This window comes from Providencia sp. PROV122, from assembly GCF_028482365.1.
GTDB lineage: Bacteria > Pseudomonadota > Gammaproteobacteria > Enterobacterales > Enterobacteriaceae > Providencia > Providencia stuartii.
Genome location: NZ_JAMPQI010000030.1, coordinates 1 through 20,108, shown reverse-complemented (window position 1 = coordinate 20,108; position 20,108 = coordinate 1). Strand labels below are relative to the sequence as shown.

Genomic DNA, 20,108 nt, shown 5'->3' with positions numbered 1-20,108 from the left:
GAGGTTAGATCACGCATTAGTACATTGGCGAGCGGAGTTGGTAACGATTTGTTTTGTCGCTAGGTGAGATATAAAACCGGCCATCAAAACTATTCTTATAGGACTTAGCGGGACCAAAAAGCCCGATTGATATTGGCATTGAGCCGTAGTTAAATTGATATTGGGCACCCTCTAAATAGATCACGGTGATCTGGTAGTTTGTGAGTGGTTTGGTATATAAAACTAAGCTGTCTTTACTGTTTGAATCCCTTACCATGTGAGGGAGGCTGTAATCCACAGCTTTCATTGTGCCACGGTAGGAGTAGTAGTATCCCTGAATATTGTTTTTATTTGGGATAGAAAAACGCGCAAAATCGGCATCGGAAATTATGCCAAGTGAATCAAAATACTCACTATAACCTTCAACTCGTATTTCATGATCTTTACCGAATAATACGACCTGAAAAGGGCGTGTGCCATGAGATACTTTTTGTGCTTTTAATCGGGCAAGCGTTTCTTCTACGGCGAACTCTTCTTCATCAATATTTCTGGCTCCCTGAATTTCCGACATCATTAATTGGATGATTTCACGCGAAGGCGTTGGATGCTTCCAACGAACGTTGGCACAGCCACTCATTAATAATGAAAAGAATAAGACAAAGAGTAGAAAAAACCATTTTTGGGTCATCATATATGATTCATTTGTCGTGAACAGAGAACGGAGTATAGCCCGATAAATGAAACGTAAAAGTAGCCAAAAAAGGGATAAACTTCCTCCTTGAAGTTTATCGGATAAATTAACGCCCTAAATAGCCATCCCAATCTTTCCAGACCGGTTGTAGCCCCGAACGAATTAAAGATTCTGCAACTTGTGCGGCACTACGATTATCATGCGGTGCAAATTGTTCCAATTCAGCATGGTCATCGGCATAACCGCCCGGCTGTGTTTTTGAACCCGCACTGACATTATTAATGGCAAGTGGCACAACGTGATCGCGAAAATAAGGCGATTCGCGGGTTGAAAGTGATAGCTCAACATCTGGCGCCAATAAACGAAATGCGCAAATAAGCTGCACAAGTTCAGCTTCACTCATTAAAGAAGCCGGCTCTATACCACCAGCACAAGGGCGTAAACGAGGAAATGAAATAGAATAACGGCTCTGCCAATAGTGTTTTTGGAGATAAATCAGGTGCTCCGCCACCATATAGCAATCGGTGCGCCAACTGTTAGATAAACCAATTAATGCTCCAAGTCCTATTTTATCGATACCAGCCCGCCCTAAACGGTCAGGGGTCTCCAGCCGCCAATGAAAATCCTGTTTTTTACCTTTCAAATGATGTAGTTGATAAGCTGGCTCGTGGTAAGTCTCTTGATACACCATCACACCATCTAGTCCTAATGTCTTAAGTTCAGCATACTCTTCGGTGCTCAGTGGCTGAACTTCCATCATCAAGGCGCTAAAATAGCGGCGTATTGTGGGTAAATGCTCACGAAAATAATCCATGCCCACTTTATTTTGATGCTCCCCTGTGACTAACAACAGGCTATCAAAACCAATTTTACGGATTGTCTCGCACTCATTAATGATTTCGTTTTTATCGAGCGTTTTTCGTTTAATGCGATTACTCATTGAAAAACCACAATATGTACAATCATTAGCGCATAGATTTGATAAATACAGTGGCACATAGAACCCCACGGTATTACCAAAACGTTGCCGTGTTAGCTTTTGGGCTTTCTGCGCTAATTGCTCAATAAAAGGGCGAGCGGCAGGGGAGAGCAATGCCATAAAATCATCAAGTGTTAAAGTATCGCTAGCAAGAGCCTGCTCAACATCTCGCGTATTTTTGGCATAAATTTGTAAGGTTAGGTCATCCCAATTTAGCTGCTGCCAGCGTTGGCGAAAGCTGCTGTTCATTGTAATGCTCCCAAAAACTCGGTTAATGGGCTTGAAGCTTCAGCATGTTGTTTCGGGCTAGCAAGGCCAGCGCGTCGGGCAAGCTCTGCGGCTTCAAGGGAGACTTTAAAAGCTTGAGCCATGAGCACAGGATCTTTTGCTACAGCGATGGCGGTATTGACTAGTACGGCATCGGCCCCCATTTCAATCGCTTCGATCGCATGGCTAGGTGCGCCAATCCCAGCATCAACCACTACGGGGATCGTCGATTGCTCAATAATGATCCGTAACATCTCTTTGGTGACTAAACCTTTATTGGTGCCAATCGGTGCACCAAGTGGCATTACGGCTGCACAACCGACTTCTTCGAGACGACGACACAGCACAGGGTCAGCACTGCAATAAGGCAGTACCACAAACCCTTCTTTTACGAGTTGTTCAGCAGCAATTAAGGTTTCGACGGGATCGGGTAAGAGATATTTCACATCGGGGTGAATTTCTAGTTTAACCCAATGAGTTCCCAACGCTTCACGGGCAAGGCGTGCGGCAAAAATAGCTTCTTGGGCATTTTTCGCACCAGAAGTATTAGGGAGCAGTTTTACCCCAATCTCTTGCAAAGGCTTTAAAATGCCATCGTCATTGCCACGTAAATCTATACGTTTCATCGCCATGGTAACAAGCTGACTGCCTGATGCAGTGATTGCGTTTTGCATCAATGTTGGATTGGCAAATTTTCCTGTGCCAGTAAAGAGGCGTGACTGAAAAGTCACATCGGCAATTTTTAACATGATTAGCCTCCAGCGATAGCTTGAAACAATAAGATATTGTCTTGGTCATTCACGAGGTGTGAATCCCATTGATGACGAGGAATGATCACTTGGTTGATGGCCAAAGCCGTGCCGACCGTACTGCGCTCTAGAGAAGCGAGTAATTGAGACACGGTTAATGGCGCATCAAACTCCATTGGCTGGTCGTTAATTATAAGGTGCATGTTTCTTCTCGGCAGATTGGACATTGAATGGACGGTGTCAGTTGCAAGGTATTCCATTGCTGCTGTTTACCATCAAATAAACGCAATTTACCGCTTAGCGAGGAAGGCAATCCGACTAATAATTTGATGGCCTCTAAGGCTTGCAATGTGCCTATGACCCCCACGACAGGGCCAAGTACACCAGCGGTACGGCAGTTACGCTGAGGCTCCGTCTGGTCAGGGTATAAACATGCGTAACAGCCGTGATTAAAGGGTGGCTCAAGCACCATAAGCTGCCCACCAAACCCCACGGCACTGCCACTAACCAATGTTTTATTTGCCATGACACAGGCCGCATTAACGGCATGGCGAGTGGCCATGTTATCGCAACAATCGAGAACTAAATCGACTTGCTCAACCAAGGGAAGCAATGTGTGAATATCTAACTTTTGTTGTAAGACATGGGTATGGATCAGTGGATTAAGATCTTGTAGTCGTTTTGCAGCAAGTTTGGCTTTAGATTGAGGAATGTCCTCAGTGCCATATAAAACTTGCCGCTGTAGATTAGAAAGGTGTAGCTCGTCGTGATCCGCAAGCCATAACTCACCGACGCCAGCGGCCGCTAAATAAAGTGATGCCGGTGCACCTAAACCACCAAGGCCAACAATCAGTACCTTACTCGTTTTAAGTTTGCCTTGTCCTTCAGGGCCGATATCTTCAAGCAGTAGCTGGCGGCTATAACGCATAAATTCATGGTCATTTAACATGATGAACTCCTCGAATTAACCCGCCATCACGAGAGCGTGTGGGCGGGTTTGATTCAGGTAATCAGTGATTTTCTACGAGGCGTAAAAGGGTTTTTGTTGCCTCTAGCCAATCATCCGCTTTGGTAATTGCACTCACTAAGGCGACACTTCCAACACCGGTTGCGAGCACTGCTGGCACTCTATCGATAGAGATACCGCCAATCGCGACCGTGGGGTAATCGGGAGTCGCTTCTACCATGGTTTTGAGTGTCTCCAATCCTTGAGGTGCTGAGGGCATTTTCTTGGTTTCTGTTGGGAAAATATGCCCCATCGCAATATAAGAAGGGCGCACGGATTTAGCGATAGCAAGCTCATGTTGATCATGAGTTGAGATGCCTAAACGTAGCCCAGCTTGATGAATAGCCAATAGGTCGGTGGTTTCCAGATCTTCTTGCCCAAGATGAACACCATAGGCACCGAGCTCGATAGCTAAGCGCCAATAGTCATTGATAAATAGCCGCGCATGATGCTTTTCACCGAGAGCAATCGCTCGTTGGATATCATCACGCACTTCATCATCATGCTTATCTTTAATACGTAGCTGGATAGTCGTTACGCCTGCATTAAGCAAGCGTTCAATCCATTCTACAGAGTCGACCACAGGATAAAGCCCCAATCGTTGCTCAGTGGGAGCAAAGGGAGTGTTAGGCAATTTTTTCATCGGACACGACCTCGGCACTGTGATACAACTCGCTGCCATGAGCGCGGAAAGCTTCGGACATTTGCTCCATGCCAGCTTCCTTTTGCGCCGCATAATCACGGACTTCTTGTGAAATTTTCATTGAGCAGAATTTAGGACCACACATAGAGCAGAAATGGGCAACTTTCCCTGACGCTTGTGGCAGGGTTTCATCGTGATAAGCACGTGCGGTATCTGGGTCGAGAGCAAGGTTAAATTGATCTTCCCAGCGGAACTCAAAACGCGCTTTAGACATAGCATTATCACGAATTTGTGCTCCGGGATGCCCTTTCGCGAGGTCGGCAGCATGAGCCGCAATTTTATAGGTGATTAGCCCTTGCTTAACATCCTCTTTATTTGGTAAGCCCAAATGCTCTTTTGGGGTGACATAACAGAGCATTGCACAGCCAAACCAGCCGATCATGGCTGCCCCAATACCTGATGTAAAATGGTCATAACCGGGAGCGATATCGGTAGTTAGTGGGCCGAGGGTATAAAACGGCGCTTCATGACAATGTTCAAGCTCTTCCGTCATGTTGCGGTGGATCATCTGCATTGGCACATGTCCTGGGCCTTCAATCATCACTTGCACGTCATATTCCCAAGCAATTTTTGTAAGCTCACCAAGGGTATGCAGTTCAGCAAATTGGGCTTCATCGTTGGCATCTTGAATTGACCCTGGACGTAAACCATCACCTAATGACAGTGAGACATCATAGGCTGCACAAATCTCACAAATTTCACGGAAATTTTCATACAAGAAGTTTTCTTGGTGATGAGAGAGGCACCATTTCGCCATGATCGAGCCACCACGGGAGACAATACCGGTTAAACGTTTCGCCGTCATAGGGACATAGCGCAGGAGCACACCTGCATGGATAGTAAAGTAATCGACCCCTTGTTCGGCCTGTTCAAGCAGTGTATCGCGGAACATTTCCCATGTAAGATTTTCGGCAACCCCATTAACCTTTTCGAGTGCTTGATAAATAGGCACAGTACCAATTGGCACTGGACTGTTACGTAGGATCCACTCACGAGTTTCGTGAATATAACGACCAGTAGACAGATCCATAACGGTATCGGCTCCCCAGCGGGTAGACCAAATCAGTTTTTCAACCTCTTCTTCAATGGAAGAAGTCACCGATGAGTTACCGATATTGGCGTTCACTTTCACTAGGAAGTTGCGACCAATAATCATTGGCTCAGATTCAGGGTGATTGATATTGGCTGGGATGATGGCACGGCCCGCGGCAACTTCTTGGCGGACAAATTCCGGCGTGATGTTTTCAGGCAGATTTGCACCAAATGATTGTCCGGGGTGCTGCTGTCTTAAAACGTCACCACGAATACGTTCACGTCCCATATTTTCGCGAATGGCGATAAATTCCATTTCAGGGGTAATAATACCTTGGCGTGCATAATGAAGCTGTGTTACACAGCGACCCTTCATCGCTTTCAATGGGTGGGGGCGATGATTAAATCGTAAGTGATCGAGACCCGCGTCGGCAAGTCGCTGCTGCGTAAAATCTGAGCTGAGGGTATCAACCGGAACAGTATCATTACGCTCGCGGATCCAACCTTCACGGATCTTTTTTAATCCTTTATGAACATTTAATTCTGCGGCTGGGTCGCCATAGGGGCCTGAAGTATCATAAACAGGAACAGGCTCATTATCTTCAAATTGAGGATTATCTTTATCGCCGCCAATGAGGGTTGGTGAGAGCTGGATTTCTCGCATTGGCACTTTGATATCGTCTCTTGAACCTGTTAGGTAGATACGTTTTGAATTAGGGAAGGATACGCCAGAAACTGTATTGATAAAGTTTTCGGCCGCATCACGTTGTGCTTTGCGCGTTCTTGCAGGCGCCGCTTTAGGAGAAAGATCGCTTGTAGGGATAATATTATTTTGGGACATAGCAATTTCCTGACATTGTCACGAGCGATTACGCGTATATGGGCGTAGCACTCAGGTTTATCGTAAGAAAGTTGCTTGTCTGGAGTTCGGATGGAGTAATGGTATGGCGTTGCGTGTTCATTTTGTTAGGTGACGTTTGCTGTGTTGCGTATGAGTTGTCAGCCTAAATATGCAAAAGCAAATAACCAAAATTGTTACGCTGAATGATTACTCTTGTTCCCTTCGCAGGTATTAACCCGATCAGGTTCCGCGGATCCCGAATTAACGGTCTCAGCCCGTAGCTTTTGCCACTAGGCACTCCGACAAGATGGACCTAGTATAAGAGGTGCAAAAAAAATATTCAAACTTCCCAGTGATATTGTGTCCAATGTTGTTCGGTGGCGACTTGGCAAAGACGCGCGTCACCATTTACGATAAACACCTCATCGGCAAATTGGCACATGGGCAGATCATTGGCGGAATCGGTATAGAAATAAATATAGGCATCGGTAATTGGCTGGTGGCGGATCCACTGAAGCAAGCGTTTGACTTTGCCTGCTTTAAAAGTCGCAATGCCTTCTATTTCGGTGCTGTAACCGCCATTTTTCTGCTTGATGTCGATTCCCATCACGACATCAGCAGCGAATCGTTCGGCTATTTTTTTCACAATAAAAGAAACGGTTGCAGAGATCACAATGATCGGGATCCCTTGCTTTCGATACTGCTCGATTGTACGGATCCCTTCGGGATATATGCGTGGCACGATCATGCTCTCAACAAAATCATCTAACCAGAGATCAACTTGCTCGATGCTGAACCCAGATAGCGATTGCAGGCTAAAACGCAGGTAAGTCGCCATATCTAGGGAGCCTGAGTTATATTGTGCCATCATTTGTTTGTCGGCTTCGACAAAACGCGGGTCGGTGATAATTTGCTTATCCCACAGGTATTGTGTCCACAGTACGCTGCTATCCCCCTGAATTAGGGTGTCATCTAAATCAAAAACCGCCAATTTGTTTTGCATTGTGCCTCTTTTATCTCGTTTGCTAACGTAGTGCGCGAATTTCGTTCTTATTAAACATTAACTCAAGGCGTGTACCGGGTTCAAATAGTCTTTCAGATGAGCGATTTAACAAATCAACCGTCATATTGCCTGCCGCGGTATTGACGGAATAACGAATAATATTACCTAACAGTTGATGATCTAAAATAATCGCATCGACGGGCTGTGAAATATGCTCACCGTAATGTCGCCCTGCTTCTTTAACATAGATGGATTCTGGGCGAATAGCGAGCGTACCTTGCAAATTAAGCCCGAGTAGCGCATTGGCTTTGTCAGCCTCCACAAGGTTGTAATTGCCCATAAAACGCGCCACAAACTCATTGGCTGGTTGCGTGTAGATATTCTCAGCTGTATCGTTCTGGATAATCGCCCCTTTATTCATTAAAAAGATGCGATCAGACATGATCATGGCTTCATCTTGATCATGAGTAACAAAAATGGTCGTCAATTTTAACTCACGTTGGATATGACGGATCTGTTGGCGCAGATGTTTACGAATACGCGCATCTAATGCCGAAAGTGGCTCATCCAATAGCAATATTTGGGGCTTCATCACCAATGCACGAGCAAGGGCGACACGTTGCCGCTGTCCACCCGAAAGCTGGTGAGGAAATTGCTGCTCTTTACCTTGCAACTCAACCATTTCAATAACGTCTGCAACCGCTTTATTGCGCTCAGTGCTGTTGACTTTACGCATTTTTAGGCCGAAGGCGATATTGTCTTCAACTGTCATATTCGGGAATAACGCATAACTTTGAAAGACCATGCCAACGCCTCGCTGCTGGGCTGCTTGGTGCGTGATGTTTTGGCGATTGATATACAGGTCACCATTATCAGGTTGTTCGAGTCCGGCAATACAACGCAATAAGGTCGATTTTCCACAGCCGCTAGGCCCTAACAGGGTAATAAATTCGCCTTTTTCTATTGTGAATTGAATATTAGAGAACACCTGATTTTGACCAAATGATTTACTCAAATTTTCAGCAATAACATAACTCATTATTCATCTCCCGAACGGCTCATCCGCGTGGCGAGCCATGTGAGTAACAAGGTAAATAAGAAATAAGACATCACCAACGCAGAGGTAAAGTGACCGCTGGTTTGACGCATATTAAATAAGTAGATTTGCAATGTTTCATAACGTGTTCCCACCAAAATGTTGGCAAACACAAACTCACCCATCAAAAATGAAAATGAGATCAGTAATGAGACTAGTAATCCTTTGCGAATATTCGGTAATACTATTAATAAGAAAGCCTTAAAGGTACTTGCTCCGAGTAAATGCGCGGCATCCATTAAGTCATGTAAATTAATGCCTTGGAAGCTATTAGCGAGTGCACGGTACATGAAAGGTAGGGTGATAGTGAAATAAGTACCAATTAATATCCATGGCGTACCAACCAGCATAAATGGCTCATCAGCAAATATTTGTAATAGACCCACCGATGACACCACAGGGGGAATAGCAAAAGGCAGGATGATCGGTAAATCCATCAGCCCCTTTAATTTCGGGAAGCGGTAAAACACGGCAAATGCCATTGGTAAAATGATTAGTGTGCTAACCAACAAAGTACTAAAACAGATGAGCAGCGACCGCCCAAAAGCATACAGAAATCGAGGGTCTTGCCATAACTGTAAATACCATTTTATCGATAAGGCATCCGGTAAAACGGTCGCTCCCCATTGTGTAGAAATTGAATAAATAAAAGTGGCAACAATAGGTAGAGCTAATAACAAAACAACACTAATAAGAATGAATTTATGTAGCCAAAGGCCGGAAGAGCCATTTGGCTTGGCGGTAAGATTATGACTTGGCATGATAACTCCGTTTTAATAGCCAATGATGGATGGCAGTGATAAATCCAAGAATAGCAATTAGTAAAACGGATAATGCTGCTGCTAAATTAGGCTCTAAATAAAGGTCGCCGGAGACTAAGCTGGCAATACGGATGGTCACTAGATTGTAATTGCCACTCATCAGGGCGTAAGTGCTCGCGTAAGCCCCAACGGCATTAGCAACTAAAATAATAAAAGTACCAAGTAATGCGGGAGCGAGTACGGGGATAGCAACGTTGCGCCAATAAGATAATTTACTGGCTCCCATGGTTTTAGCCGCATCTTCCCACTCTGGTTTCAACGCATCAAAGGCAGGATAAAGCAACAAAATACCCAGAGGAATTTGAAAGTAGATATACAGCAGCATTAACCCACTTGCGCTATAAATATCGAAATCCTCAATAATTCCCCAAGATTTCAATTGCAGGGTAATTGCGCCATTGACCCCAAGTATGATGATAAAAGCAAAGGCAAGGGGAACACCGCTAAAGTTACTCGCCATTGTGGTGAAGGAAATCATCATACTGCGTACTCTGCCTTGCATTTTATAGATGGAAAATGCCGTTAATGCAGAAATGAATAGCCCGATGACACTACAGACAATCGATAACCAGAGGGTGTTCTCAAAGGCTTGCAGATAAAAATCGTTGGTGAAAATATCAAGGTAGTTGTCGACTGACCAAGCTTCTTCATAAATAAAGCTATTGATAAATACCCAAATCATAGGGGCGATTTGAAACAAGCAAAACAATGTAATAAATGGCAGTGTTAATAAGGCTGATCCCCAATGAAAACGTGATAAGTGTTTCTTTAACATTGCGGCTTTCCCTTGTTGGTGGTTTGCTTGTTCACAAGGTACGCTAACGTCGGCCATTAATTATCTCCTACCAATAATGTGTGACAGATTGTTTTATCGCCATATTCAATTCCGAGTAAGGCGCAAACCGTGCCACAAATCGCAGTTTGCTTCACCATACACTGTTCTTGATGTGAAAATTGCTCGCCAATAACAAACAGAGGAACAGCGCGCTCTTCAGGTAATATACCGCCATGGCTACGATCACTGTTCATGCCATGATCACTCGTGACAATAATTTGATAGCCTTGCTCAATCCATTGAGGTAAGTAATTTGACAAAATAGTGTCGGCTTGCCGCGCCGCGTTACGATATTGTGAGGAATCAAAACCAAACTTATGGCCTGTATCATCAATATTCATCGGATGGATCAGTAAAAAATCAGGCGAGTATTGAGTGCGCAGGTATTCCGCATCCATAAATAGGTGGCTGTCTGGATAATGGTCTGCTTGGTAAAAACAACCATGCTGGATAGCGAGTTGCTTATCATTGGTAAAACGGTCTCGAGTCGCAACAAAAGGTGCTCGGTTATATAGCTCGCTGACCCAATAATAAGCCGCGGCTGCCGTTGTTTTACCTGCTCTCTTGGCTAAAGAAAAAATACTATCAAAGTGGGAGAGTCGCACGACGTCATTGTTAACGATACCGCTATCGACAGGGGAAACTCCCGTCAAAATACATTCGTATAAAGGGCGTGACATAGAGGGTAGCTCACACTCCACTTTATAGAGCGTTGCTCGATCAGCTTCGATCAGCCCATTGAGGTAGCCCATACAATCATGGGCTACTGGGTAACTCAAGCCATCGAGAACAACAAGGATCACTTTATCAGACATGAGATATTTTCTTCCTAAGTGACATTACTGCTGGTGGATTAACACTTGCTGTTGCCACATTTTGGGGAGTTTGCGAGACGACTTTTCCCAGCCATCCGCATCGTTAATTGGGCGAACATTTTTGTACTGCTCATCCGGTAACAATTTGGCTTTAATCTCTTCGGGGAGGGTGAGGTATTCAGCACGAATTGGGCGGGCGTAGCCTTCAGCTAGGTTAATTTGCCCCTGATCGCTAAAAATAAATTCACGTGCTAACTTCGCGGCATTTGGATTTTTGGCATATTTATTAATGATAGTGGTATAGCCTGAGATAACTGAACCATCAGAAGGAATGACAACGGTAAAGCGATCACGATTGATCTGATCACGATAATTCAGCGCATTGAAATCCCAAAGAATACCGACGGCAACTTCGCCTTTTTCAATATTTGCAACGGTTGGATCATTCACGGAAAGACGTTTTTGCTTGGCAAGTTCAGCAAAAAACGCAATAGCGGGCTGTAAGTTATTTTCATCACCACCGCGCGCATAGGCCGCTGCTAATACTGCATTGTTAGCTTGAGCTGCGATACCAACATCACCAACAGTGACTTTATATTTACCTTTTAGCAAATCATCCCAGCTTTTTGGTGCATCTTTAACTAACTCATTATTGATCATGAAAGCAATGGTGCCCGTATAAGCCAGTGCCCAATGGCCTTCTTTATCTTTTGCCCAATCAGGGATTTGTGACCATGTGGTTGGTTTATAAGGTTGGGTAACGCCTTTCTGTACGGCAACAGGGCCAAAGGAGGCGCCGACATCGCCAATATCTGCGGTAGCATTATTTTTTTCAGCGGCAAACTTAGCAATCTCTTGCGCTGAACTCATATCCGTATCTTGGTGCTTTAATCCATAGGTTTTTTCGAGATCTTGCCAAGTTCCTTTCCAGTTAGCCCAAGTATCTGGCATTCCAACACTGTATACTTGACCTTCTTTTTTAGCGGCTTCAATCAAGGCGGTTAAATCGTTATCGGCTGCTAAAGCAGCACTTGACGCGGTTAATGAAAGTAAAACTGCGGGTACAATCGTTTTCATTTTATCTCTCACTGTATAGAGGAGTTATATTGGTTAGTTAGTATGCTAATTTTCCAAGGTGACAGTGAGTTGACGGTTTTGTGACACTTTTTCGATGTTTTAGGGAAAAAACTGTCTAAAAAGTGTCAAAAACACTAACTAAAAATGATTAAGTACAACGACTAGATTACATTTTGTGAAAAAAGCGTATCTTTATAGAAAAAGATGAAATCCTTTTATACCAATAAAAGATGTAAAAAATGACAAAAGTGACATTAACTGGAACAGAGAAAGGTTGGTGGTTTGTTTGCTTTGCTGGGCGCTTATGGTTACCACAAGGAGATGCTCCTAGGGGGAGTGCAAAAGATTGGTCACTGTTTGGGAAGATAGCAACACCGATTGGTGAATGGCAAGGTGAGGTTGTTTGGCTAATTGCTGAAAAAATGCCAACAGATATGGCTTCACCGCGCTTATTAGCATCACAAGATGAGGGATTATTTCGTTTAGCTGGGCGTGGAGTACAGTTAGCGGAGTTTTATCGTTCCCATCGTTACTGCGGTTATTGCGGCACCGCAATGCGTCATAGTACGACTGAGTGGGCTTGTCTTTGTGACCATTGCCATGAACGCTATTACCCACAAATTGCGCCTTGCATTATTGTTGGCATCCGTCGTGGTGACCATATATTGCTAGCACAGCACCGCCGCCATACTCAAAACCCTCTCTTTACCGTACTTGCGGGTTTTGTTGAAGTGGGTGAGACACTGGAAGAAGCGGTAGCACGAGAAGTCATGGAAGAAAGCGGGATCACAATACGTAATATTCGTTATGTGTCTTCTCAGCCTTGGCCTTTCCCTCACTCATTAATGATGGGGTTTCTGGCTGACTATGACAGTGGCGAAATTAAGGTTGACCCGAATGAACTCGTGAGTGCCGCGTGGTATCACTACAATGAATTACCTAAAATTCCTCCGAGTGACACAATCGCAAGGCGATTAATTGAAGATACGGTGGCTTTATGTCGCCAAGAGGACGCCTAAACGTGCGAATTGCTTAGGCGCTGATATTGTTGTGTGTAACATGCTACAATAGCGGCCCTTAGCCATTTGCGGCGGCCACTGACTATAATGGAGTAAATAATGACTGAGTTGAAAAATGACCGCTATCTACGTGCTTTGCTACGTCAGCCTGTAGATACCACCCCTGTATGGATGATGCGTCAAGCAGGGCGTTACCTACCGGAGTACAAAGCAACGCGTGCACAGGCTGGTGATTTTATTTCTCTGTGTAAAAACACCGAGTTAGCGTGTGAAGTGACACTTCAACCGTTACGTCGTTTTCCATTAGACGCCGCAATCCTATTTTCTGATATCTTAACCATCCCTGATGCTATGGGGCTAGGCCTCTATTTTGAGACGGGTGAAGGGCCTCGTTTCAAAAAGCCAATCACTTGCCTAAATGATATAAAAAACATACCAGTACCTGATCCGGAAATGGAACTGGGCTATGTTATGGATGCGGTAAGAGCAATCCGTAAAGCGCTAAAGGGGGATGTACCTCTTATCGGTTTTTCGGGGAGTCCGTGGACATTAGCCACTTACATGGTCGAAGGTGGCAGCAGTAAAGCGTTCACAAAAATTAAAAAAATGATGTATGAAGACCCGAATGCGCTCCACTTATTACTGGATAAACTCGCTGATAGCGTGATTTTATATTTAAATGCGCAAATTCGGGCAGGGGCTCAATCCATCATGATTTTTGATACATGGGGTGGCGTGCTAACTAAACGTGATTATTTACAATTCTCTCTTCATTACATGCATAAGATCATTGATGGCCTAATACGTGAAAATGAAGGCCGCCGTGTGCCTGTGACCCTATTTACAAAAGGCGGTGGGCAATGGCTAGAGGAGATGGCTGCAACAGGTTGTGATGCTCTAGGTCTTGATTGGACCACTGAAATTGCGGATGCCCGTCGTCGAGTCGGTGACAAAGTGGCACTACAGGGAAATATGGATCCATCAATGCTTTATGCTCCGATACCGCGCATTGAAGAAGAAGTACAAAATATTTTGGCAGGCTTCGGGCAAGGTAATGGACATGTCTTTAATTTAGGTCATGGTATCCATCAAGATGTTCCCCCTGAGCATGCAGGTGCTTTTGTTGATGCCGTCCACCGTTTTTCCCGCCAATACCATCAATAACTGATCGGTTTTTTGATAGCGTACTCACAGATCCTTGTAAGTACGCTGTTATCTTCTATCATTAATCGTTAATCATAATAAGTATTGAGCACATCATGGCCATAGACACTCGATTGTTGCGACAAGAGCAAGCAGATAAAGCACAGCTTATTGTATTGAATGAAAATAATATACAGCCGATTTTTATCGGTGGTGCTGATGTGGGCTTTGAGCAGCAAGGTACTGTCACTCGTGCGGTGATCGCCGTTCTGTCATGGCCTGATTTGCAATTGGTTGAGTATCAGATTGCGCGAATACCCACACAATTACCTTATATTCCGGGTTTGCTCTCTTTTCGTGAAGTGCCTGGATTGATGGCAGCTTGGCAACAACTGCATCATAAACCTGAATTAGTGTTAGTTGATGGCCAAGGGATCGCCCATCCTCGTCGTTTCGGTGTTGCGTGTCACTTTGGCTTACAGGCTGATGTGCCAACCATTGGAGTCGCAAAAAGTCGATTGTACGGTGACTATGAAGCAGTGAATGAAGCCCCGGGAAGTTTTCAACCATTACGGCATGGCGAAAATCAGCTTGGTTGGGTGCTGAGAAGTAAAAAAAGATGTAATCCTTTGTTTATTTCACCGGGTCATAAGATGAGTGTCAGTGCTTCTCGTGAGTGGGTTGAACGCTGTTTAAAGGGGTATCGGCTACCTGAGCCAACGCGACTTGCTGATGGAATAGCCTCTAATAGGTCGTTTTTTGAGCGAATGAAAGAGAAATCCGGCTAATTATCAGCAAAATATGTGGTATTGGCAGATTTTCAGGTAAACTGCGATGTATTGAGATTGATGAGTCTGAAATTATGTTAAGAAATCCCATCCATTTGAGGTTGGAAAAACTAGAAAGCTGGCAACATGTTACTTTTATGGCATGCCTGTGCGAACGAATGTACCCCAACTACCAAATGTTTTGTCAGCAAAGTGAATTTACTGACGCAAAGGTTTATCGGTCTATACTTGATTTGGTATGGGAAACGCTGGTCGTTAAAGACAGTAAAATTAATTTCGACAATCAGCTCGAAAAATTAGAAGAAATTATACCGTCAGCAGATGATTTTGATTTCTACGGTGTTTATCCAGCCATCGATGCTTGTATCGCTTTAGGTGAAGTGGTTCATGCAAAATTAAGTGGCGAAACACTGAGCCATGCTATTGCGGTTAGCGAAACATCGATTCGTACTGTTGCGATGCTGGAAATGACCCAAGCTGGTAGGGAAATGTCAGAGGAAGAGCTGAAAGAATTGTCCTCAATTGAGGAAGAGTGGGATATCCAGTGGGAAATTTTCCGTTTACTGGCTGCCTGTGAAGAGCGAGACTTAGAGTTAATTAAAGGATTAAAATCTGACCTCCGTGAAGCGGGGGTTAGCAATATTGGTATTACTGTAGGCTAGTTTTTAGCGTTTCATTGATGAAAACGTGACTTAGCGCAGTAATGCTGATGACTAAGACTTCACATTTGCCCCTAGACTGGTCTACATTTAGGGGCAAGAAGAGAAGTGGCTATCGGGGGCGTGTATCAGGGGCTGTCAATTTGGCATATCCGACGCACTCGATGCTTTGCAAACGATAAACACACTGTGTAAGGATAATTTATGAACAAGACTGAATTAGTTGATGCTATCGCAGAATCAGCAGACCTGACAAAAGTACAGGCTAAAGCAGCATTAGAATCAACTCTGAATGCTATTTCAGAAACGCTGAAAAAAGGCGAGCAAGTACAACTGGTCGGTTTCGGTACTTTCAAAGTCAGCCACCGTGCAGAGCGTACCGGTCGTAACCCGCAAACTCGCGAAGAGATCACTATCCCAGCAACTAATGTTCCTGCTTTCTCTGCCGGTAAAGCACTGAAAGAAGCGGTAAAATAATTAAGTTGCAAACTAGAATTATCAGGGGGGGTAGTCAACGACCCCTTTTGTTCATTCGGAAAGGGTTGCTGGTATTGGGAGCCATCTCAATGCTCAGCGCCTGTTCTTCTCGTAACAACTTTCCCGAGTTTAGTGCGAGTGGATTTATTGCGGATGATGGTGTAATCCGTATGTGGCGTCTTAATGACGCAAAAAATGACCCTCAAGTGCTTATGGTTGTTTACAGCCCTTACAAAGGCACTGATACTTCTGTTAATTTCTTCGAGTACCGAGCAGGCCAGCTTTGGCAAATTCGTAGCCAAATCTTAAATGCGGGTGAGCAAGAAATGATGGAACAACTCCGTTTTAACAAAAACGATGATGTGATCTTTATGCAACGAGTCGAAAAAGATCGCAAAACCGCACTTTCTTCCGATGACATTATCCGTTGGCGTTTTGAAGCAAAACGTATTTTAGATATTAATACTGCTTTGGTAGTCGGTGGTGTGAAACTATACCAAGGTCGTTGGTCACAAAACCAAGTCGTCACTTGTGGCGGTGATGTCAAAAAAGTCGAATTTGAACCTTATGCACAAAATTGGTTAGAAAGCCGAACAAAAGTTTGGCATAAACAGCTGAATATTGCTTGGTTAGAATCCCCTGAAGGGAATCAACTTTTGATGGTTGCGGATACCGATTTTTGCCGCTGGCAGCCTAGTAAAGATTCATTGTAATCTCACCGCTCGTCGTCTTTCGCATCCTAACGTTGTTGGCTTCAGCAACTCACCTCAGTCACATATTTGTGTATACCCCCGAGGGTAAATTACTTTGTCGCCTAGTTAGGCTACGAAATACTCAGCGCTTTCGCCTGTTAGAAATAAAAAAGCTGATAAAGCGGCTGTTTATCAGCTTAGTGAGTTTAACTTCTGTGCTCGCTATTTCAGGCGTGCGACGGCACGATAACCAATATCTTTACGGTAAAAACTGCCATCCCAATGAATATTTTCAGCGGCTTGATAGGCTTTTTGTTGAGCTTGGGCGATATCATTACCGAGTGCTGTGACACAAAGAACACGGCCTCCGGCAGTGATGACCTTATCATCTTTCATTTTAGTGCCAGCATGAAATACTTTGCTATCCGCCATTTCTTCGGTCGGCAAACCGTGGATCACATCACCTTGGCGGTAATCACCTGGATAACCTCCGGCAGCAATTACCACACCGAGAGCAGGGCGTTCATCCCATAAGGAATCTTTACCTGCTAGCTCACCTTTTGCCCCTGCAAGACACAACTCGACTAAATCAGATTGTAAACGCATCATGATAGGTTGAGTTTCAGGATCGCCAAAACGGCAGTTAAATTCGATAACTTTAGGGTTACCAGCCTTATCAATCATTAGACCCGCATAGAGGAAACCTTGATAACGATGCCCCTCGGCATCCATACCTTTTACTGTTGGATAGATGATTTGTTCCATGACACGCTGGTGAATTTCATTTGTCACAACGGGCGCCGGTGAATATGCGCCCATGCCGCCCGTGTTAAGACCTGTATCACCATCACCAACACGTTTATGGTCTTGGCTAGTTGCCATTGGAATGACATTTTCGCCGTCCACCATCACAATAAAACTTGCTTCTTCACCGTCTAAGAACTCTTCAATCACGATACGGTGACCTGCATCACCAAATGCGTTACCAGCAAGCATATCGTGCACAGCATCTTTAGCTTCAGCCAGCGTCATCGCGACAATGACACCTTTACCTGCGGCAAGACCATCAGCCTTAATAACAATCGGTGCGCCGACTTTATCCAGATACGCCAAAGCAGGTTCGATTTCAGTAAAATTTTGGTAAGCGGCTGTCGGTATTTTGTGACGAGCTAAAAAGTCTTTCGTAAAAGCTTTCGAACCTTCGAGCTGTGCGGCGCCTTGAGTCGGACCGAAAATGGTTAGCCCTGCTTTTTGGAACGCATCAACGACCCCAATGACCAGTGGTGCTTCTGGGCCAACAATCGTTAGGCCGATTTGTTGCTCTTTCGCAAATTTTAATAATCCATCGATATCCGTTGCTGAGATAGCCACGTTTTCAAGATTAGGCTCTAATGCAGTTCCAGCATTACCCGGAGCCACATAAACTTTGTCAGCAAGTGGTGACTGTGCGGCTTTCCATGCTAGGGCGTGTTCACGACCACCGCCACCAATAATTAAAATATTCATACTTAACTCCACATGATTAATGGCGGAAATGGCGCATATTAGTGAAAATCATGGCGATGCCGTGCTCGTTAGCCGCTTCAATCACTTCGCTATCGCGGATTGAACCACCTGGCTGGATCACACAGGTCACGCCAACGGCTGCCGCTGCGTCAATACCGTCACGGAACGGGAAGAATGCGTCGGAGGCCATTGCACAACCTGCAACTTCTAAGCCTTCATCTGCGGCTTTAATACCTGCAATTTTCGCAGAATACACTCGGCTCATTTGCCCTGCACCAATGCCAATAGTCATATCATTTTTGGCATAAACAATCGCGTTCGACTTAACGAATTTAGCGACTTTCCAACAGAATAGGGCATCTTTAAATTCACGCTCAGTGGGTTGGCGTTTAGTCACAACACGTAGCTCGTCAGGTTCAACCATACCAAGGTCACGGTCTTGGACCAATAAACCACCGTTAACACGTTTAAAATCTAATCCTGCAACAGGTTTATCCCACTCACCACATGTAAGTACACGCACATTTTGCTTGGTCGCTAATACTGAAAGAGCATCATCGGCAACCGTTGGTGCAATAATAACTTCTACAAATTGGCGCTCAATAATCGCTTCTGCTGTTGCCTTATCAAGCTGACGGTTAAAGGCAATGATGCCACCAAATGCAGACGTTGGATCCGTTTTAAACGCGCGATCGTAAGCTGCATGAATATTATTACCAATAGCAACACCGCAAGGGTTGGCATGTTTGACGATAACGCAAGCTGGCTCTTCGAAAGATTTAACACATTCTAAAGCGGCGTCCGTATCAGCAATATTGTTATAAGAGAGAGCCTTACCTTGCAGCTGTGTCGCCGTGGCGATTGATGCCTCTTTAGGGTTCTCTTCTATATAAAAAGCGGCATCTTGGTGACTATTTTCACCGTAACGCATGTCTTGTTTTTTGATAAAGTTTAAATTCAACGTACGAGGGAAACGTCCCGATGGTTGCGTTGTATCGCCATAATAAGGGGTGACTAATTCGCCAAAGTAGTTGGCTATCATACTGTCATAAGCGGCAGTATGTTCGAACGCTTTAATAGCAAGGTCAAAACGAGTAGACCAATTTAAAGAGTTATCGTGGTTATCCAATTCTTCAATGATTTTTTCATAATCATTGCTGTTCACAACAATCGCGACATCTTTATGGTTTTTAGCGGCTGAGCGCACCATTGTGGGGCCGCCGATATCAATATTTTCAACAGCATCTTCTAGGGTGCAGTTAGGCTTAGCGACGGTTTGTGCAAAGGGGTACAGATTGACAACAACCATATCAATCGGTTCGATATTATGTTGCTGCATAATGGCATCATCAATGCCACGACGACCTAAAATGCCACCATGAACTTTTGGGTGAAGTGTTTTAACACGACCATCCATCATTTCAGGGAACCCTGTATAGTCTGAAACTTCGGTGACTTTTAACCCTGACTCGGCAAGTAGTTTTGCGGTTCCACCTGTAGAGAGCAGTTCAACACCTCGTTGTGAAAGCGCTTTAGCGAATTCAACAACACCTGTTTTATCAGAAACACTGAGCAGGGCACGACGAATAGGACGAAGCTGTTGCATGAGATAGATCCCTTGGATAAGAAAGCAATAAAACCGTAAGAGTTAGTTTAAAGCGTAAAAACGACGCTTCTTATATATACCTATTTCTGCTGTAACTGTTTAATCACATCAAAATATCAATAGATAGAGATAAGCCACTAACAATTTCAGAACATAAAAATAAAATCAACGATGAATTTTCATGCTAATTGTAACGCAATCGTTTGCGTAATGCGCGTTATATTTTAATTATTTTTATGGTTGTGGATAACTTTGTGGGTAAATCTGTATAAAGGTGCGTTTTGCTGTGGAATGCAGCAATCGAATAAAAAAGTGATAAAAAGG

The 20,108-nt window shown here is 44.3% G+C and carries 21 protein-coding genes and 1 riboswitch; of the genes, 6 read left to right on the top strand and 15 right to left on the bottom strand.

What is annotated here, in order from left to right; all coding sequences use genetic code 11:
- Positions 1–16: 16 nt before the first annotated feature.
- The 13 genes from PSE69_RS17475 to PSE69_RS17415 form a co-directional block, all read right to left on the bottom strand.
- Entirely contained in the window at positions 17–670 is a 654-nt protein-coding gene (locus tag PSE69_RS17475; protein WP_121875153.1) for a hypothetical protein, read from the bottom strand.
- Between the two features lie 106 nt (positions 671–776).
- Positions 777–1,898, bottom strand: a complete 1,122-nt coding sequence (gene thiH, locus PSE69_RS17470; RefSeq protein ID WP_004924784.1) for a 2-iminoacetate synthase ThiH — start codon at positions 1,896–1,898, stop codon at positions 777–779.
- Positions 1,895–2,665 (bottom strand): thiazole synthase, encoded by a 771-nt coding sequence (locus PSE69_RS17465; RefSeq protein ID WP_004924786.1) that lies wholly within the window; start codon positions 2,663–2,665, stop codon positions 1,895–1,897. The genes thiH and PSE69_RS17465 overlap by 4 nt, the downstream gene beginning before the upstream one ends.
- Positions 2,666–2,667: 2 nt before the next feature.
- Positions 2,668–2,868 carry a sulfur carrier protein ThiS gene (gene thiS / locus PSE69_RS17460; RefSeq protein WP_121875154.1) on the bottom strand — a complete coding sequence of 67 codons (201 nt, stop codon included), beginning with the start codon at positions 2,866–2,868 and terminating at the stop codon, positions 2,668–2,670.
- Positions 2,856–3,614, bottom strand: a complete 759-nt coding sequence (locus tag PSE69_RS17455; RefSeq protein ID WP_121875155.1) for a HesA/MoeB/ThiF family protein — start codon at positions 3,612–3,614, stop codon at positions 2,856–2,858. The genes thiS and PSE69_RS17455 overlap by 13 nt, the downstream gene beginning before the upstream one ends.
- A gap of 61 nt (positions 3,615–3,675) precedes the next feature.
- On the bottom strand, positions 3,676–4,314 hold the full coding sequence (gene thiE / locus PSE69_RS17450) for a thiamine phosphate synthase (protein WP_040132709.1): 639 nt from the start codon (positions 4,312–4,314) through the stop codon (positions 3,676–3,678).
- The gene (gene thiC, locus PSE69_RS17445) at positions 4,298–6,247 is read right to left on the bottom strand and encodes a phosphomethylpyrimidine synthase ThiC (protein WP_121875156.1); all 1,950 of its coding nucleotides are present in this window, start codon (positions 6,245–6,247) and stop codon (positions 4,298–4,300) included. The genes thiE and thiC overlap by 17 nt, the downstream gene beginning before the upstream one ends.
- 200 nt (positions 6,248–6,447) lie before the next feature.
- Positions 6,448–6,559: riboswitch (TPP riboswitch) on the bottom strand.
- 28 nt (positions 6,560–6,587) lie between these two features.
- Positions 6,588–7,250, bottom strand: coding sequence for an HAD family hydrolase (locus PSE69_RS17440; protein WP_121875157.1), 663 nt, complete (start codon positions 7,248–7,250; stop codon positions 6,588–6,590).
- A 22-nt stretch (positions 7,251–7,272) separates the two neighbouring features.
- Complete coding sequence (locus PSE69_RS17435; protein WP_004924798.1) at positions 7,273–8,289, bottom strand: ABC transporter ATP-binding protein; 1,017 nt, start codon at positions 8,287–8,289, stop codon at positions 7,273–7,275.
- On the bottom strand, positions 8,289–9,107 hold the full coding sequence (locus PSE69_RS17430; RefSeq protein WP_121875158.1) for an ABC transporter permease: 819 nt from the start codon (positions 9,105–9,107) through the stop codon (positions 8,289–8,291). The genes PSE69_RS17435 and PSE69_RS17430 overlap by 1 nt, the downstream gene beginning before the upstream one ends.
- Positions 9,094–9,999, bottom strand: a complete 906-nt coding sequence (locus PSE69_RS17425; protein WP_004924805.1) for an ABC transporter permease — start codon at positions 9,997–9,999, stop codon at positions 9,094–9,096. The genes PSE69_RS17430 and PSE69_RS17425 overlap by 14 nt, the downstream gene beginning before the upstream one ends.
- Entirely contained in the window at positions 9,999–10,817 is an 819-nt protein-coding gene (locus PSE69_RS17420) for an alkaline phosphatase family protein (protein WP_121875159.1), read from the bottom strand. Before PSE69_RS17420 ends, PSE69_RS17425 begins: the two co-directional genes overlap by 1 nt.
- Positions 10,818–10,841: 24 nt before the next feature.
- A complete protein-coding gene (locus PSE69_RS17415; protein ID WP_004924811.1) occupies positions 10,842–11,894 on the bottom strand; it encodes an ABC transporter substrate-binding protein in 1,053 nt (350 codons plus the stop codon).
- 239 nt (positions 11,895–12,133) lie between these two features.
- On the opposite strand from PSE69_RS17415, the gene nudC reads away from it, so the two are divergent.
- From nudC to PSE69_RS17385, 6 genes are all read left to right on the top strand, one after another.
- Positions 12,134–12,913: an NAD(+) diphosphatase gene (gene nudC, locus PSE69_RS17410; protein ID WP_121875160.1), complete on the top strand. Its 780-nt coding sequence runs from the start codon at positions 12,134–12,136 to the stop codon at positions 12,911–12,913.
- Positions 12,914–13,012: 99 nt separating this feature from the next.
- Positions 13,013–14,077: a uroporphyrinogen decarboxylase gene (gene hemE / locus PSE69_RS17405; protein ID WP_036942124.1), complete on the top strand. Its 1,065-nt coding sequence runs from the start codon at positions 13,013–13,015 to the stop codon at positions 14,075–14,077.
- A gap of 95 nt (positions 14,078–14,172) precedes the next feature.
- On the top strand, positions 14,173–14,844 hold the full coding sequence (gene nfi, locus PSE69_RS17400; RefSeq protein ID WP_036942121.1) for a deoxyribonuclease V: 672 nt from the start codon (positions 14,173–14,175) through the stop codon (positions 14,842–14,844).
- Positions 14,845–14,918: 74 nt separating this feature from the next.
- Positions 14,919–15,506: a YjaG family protein gene (locus PSE69_RS17395; RefSeq protein ID WP_004924819.1), complete on the top strand. Its 588-nt coding sequence runs from the start codon at positions 14,919–14,921 to the stop codon at positions 15,504–15,506.
- Between the two features lie 201 nt (positions 15,507–15,707).
- Positions 15,708–15,980 (top strand): HU family DNA-binding protein, encoded by a 273-nt coding sequence (locus PSE69_RS17390; protein ID WP_004924821.1) that lies wholly within the window; start codon positions 15,708–15,710, stop codon positions 15,978–15,980.
- Positions 15,981–16,069: 89 nt separating this feature from the next.
- Positions 16,070–16,693 carry a DUF1481 domain-containing protein gene (locus PSE69_RS17385; RefSeq protein ID WP_014656945.1) on the top strand — a complete coding sequence of 208 codons (624 nt, stop codon included), beginning with the start codon at positions 16,070–16,072 and terminating at the stop codon, positions 16,691–16,693.
- A 201-nt stretch (positions 16,694–16,894) separates the two neighbouring features.
- On the opposite strand, the gene purD is transcribed toward PSE69_RS17385, so the two are convergent.
- Both purD and purH read right to left on the bottom strand, forming a co-directional pair.
- Positions 16,895–18,178 (bottom strand): phosphoribosylamine--glycine ligase, encoded by a 1,284-nt coding sequence (gene purD / locus PSE69_RS17380; RefSeq protein ID WP_014656944.1) that lies wholly within the window; start codon positions 18,176–18,178, stop codon positions 16,895–16,897.
- 16 nt (positions 18,179–18,194) lie between these two features.
- On the bottom strand, positions 18,195–19,784 hold the full coding sequence (gene purH / locus PSE69_RS17375; protein WP_036942111.1) for a bifunctional phosphoribosylaminoimidazolecarboxamide formyltransferase/IMP cyclohydrolase: 1,590 nt from the start codon (positions 19,782–19,784) through the stop codon (positions 18,195–18,197).
- Positions 19,785–20,108: the final 324 nt, after the last annotated feature.

What these genes read in the sequence shown, in the direction of transcription:
- thiC (WP_121875156.1), bottom strand. Translation starts at nt 6,247, where the DNA reads ATGTCCCAAAATAATATTATCCCTACAAGCGATCTTTCTCCTAAAGCG.
- hemE (WP_036942124.1), top strand. Translation starts at nt 13,013, where the DNA reads ATGACTGAGTTGAAAAATGACCGCTATCTACGTGCTTTGCTACGTCAG.
- PSE69_RS17440 (WP_121875157.1), bottom strand. Translation starts at nt 7,250, where the DNA reads ATGCAAAACAAATTGGCGGTTTTTGATTTAGATGACACCCTAATTCAG.
- nfi (WP_036942121.1), top strand. Translation starts at nt 14,173, where the DNA reads ATGGCCATAGACACTCGATTGTTGCGACAAGAGCAAGCAGATAAAGCA.
- PSE69_RS17385 (WP_014656945.1), top strand. Translation starts at nt 16,070, where the DNA reads ATGCTCAGCGCCTGTTCTTCTCGTAACAACTTTCCCGAGTTTAGTGCG.
- PSE69_RS17425 (WP_004924805.1), bottom strand. Translation starts at nt 9,999, where the DNA reads ATGGCCGACGTTAGCGTACCTTGTGAACAAGCAAACCACCAACAAGGG.
- purD (WP_014656944.1), bottom strand. Translation starts at nt 18,178, where the DNA reads ATGAATATTTTAATTATTGGTGGCGGTGGTCGTGAACACGCCCTAGCA.
- PSE69_RS17395 (WP_004924819.1), top strand. Translation starts at nt 14,919, where the DNA reads ATGTTAAGAAATCCCATCCATTTGAGGTTGGAAAAACTAGAAAGCTGG.
- PSE69_RS17475 (WP_121875153.1), bottom strand. Translation starts at nt 670, where the DNA reads ATGATGACCCAAAAATGGTTTTTTCTACTCTTTGTCTTATTCTTTTCA.
- PSE69_RS17435 (WP_004924798.1), bottom strand. Translation starts at nt 8,289, where the DNA reads ATGAGTTATGTTATTGCTGAAAATTTGAGTAAATCATTTGGTCAAAAT.
- thiS (WP_121875154.1), bottom strand. Translation starts at nt 2,868, where the DNA reads ATGCACCTTATAATTAACGACCAGCCAATGGAGTTTGATGCGCCATTA.
- PSE69_RS17420 (WP_121875159.1), bottom strand. Translation starts at nt 10,817, where the DNA reads ATGTCTGATAAAGTGATCCTTGTTGTTCTCGATGGCTTGAGTTACCCA.
- PSE69_RS17465 (WP_004924786.1), bottom strand. Translation starts at nt 2,665, where the DNA reads ATGTTAAAAATTGCCGATGTGACTTTTCAGTCACGCCTCTTTACTGGC.
- thiE (WP_040132709.1), bottom strand. Translation starts at nt 4,314, where the DNA reads ATGAAAAAATTGCCTAACACTCCCTTTGCTCCCACTGAGCAACGATTG.
- PSE69_RS17415 (WP_004924811.1), bottom strand. Translation starts at nt 11,894, where the DNA reads ATGAAAACGATTGTACCCGCAGTTTTACTTTCATTAACCGCGTCAAGT.
- PSE69_RS17455 (WP_121875155.1), bottom strand. Translation starts at nt 3,614, where the DNA reads ATGTTAAATGACCATGAATTTATGCGTTATAGCCGCCAGCTACTGCTT.
- nudC (WP_121875160.1), top strand. Translation starts at nt 12,134, where the DNA reads ATGACAAAAGTGACATTAACTGGAACAGAGAAAGGTTGGTGGTTTGTT.
- PSE69_RS17390 (WP_004924821.1), top strand. Translation starts at nt 15,708, where the DNA reads ATGAACAAGACTGAATTAGTTGATGCTATCGCAGAATCAGCAGACCTG.
- PSE69_RS17430 (WP_121875158.1), bottom strand. Translation starts at nt 9,107, where the DNA reads ATGCCAAGTCATAATCTTACCGCCAAGCCAAATGGCTCTTCCGGCCTT.
- purH (WP_036942111.1), bottom strand. Translation starts at nt 19,784, where the DNA reads ATGCAACAGCTTCGTCCTATTCGTCGTGCCCTGCTCAGTGTTTCTGAT.
- thiH (WP_004924784.1), bottom strand. Translation starts at nt 1,898, where the DNA reads ATGAACAGCAGCTTTCGCCAACGCTGGCAGCAGCTAAATTGGGATGAC.